This window comes from Paraburkholderia sp. SIMBA_053 (assembly GCF_046534895.1).
Taxonomy (GTDB): domain Bacteria; phylum Pseudomonadota; class Gammaproteobacteria; order Burkholderiales; family Burkholderiaceae; genus Paraburkholderia; species Paraburkholderia caledonica.
The window spans coordinates 1-232 of record NZ_JAWRXU010001865.1 but is presented as its reverse complement, the minus strand read 5'-3'; the positions used below and the strand labels follow the sequence as shown (position 1 = coordinate 232).

Here is a 232-nt window from a genome sequence, read left to right as displayed (position 1 = left end):
GGCGCGCGCGCTCGGCGCACGGATCTTCGCAACGGCGAGCGCGCGCGATCAGGATCTCGTCGTGCGACTCGGCGCGACGCCGATCGACTACGGGGCGCGCGCGGTCGAACAATATGTTGGCGAACTGACCGCGGGCGAAGGCTTCGATCTCGTCGTCGATACGGTCGGCGGCGCAACGCTCGATGCATCGTTCGCGGCCGTCCGGCATTTCGGGCATGTCGTGAGCGCGCTC

Annotated in this window: 1 protein-coding gene; it reads left to right on the top strand. The window is 69.0% G+C overall.

All coding sequences use genetic code 11. The features are described from left to right. Positions 1-232, top strand: a 232-nt coding sequence (locus SB753_RS42005) for a zinc-binding dehydrogenase (protein WP_410805813.1), incomplete at both ends; no start/stop codon positions are given.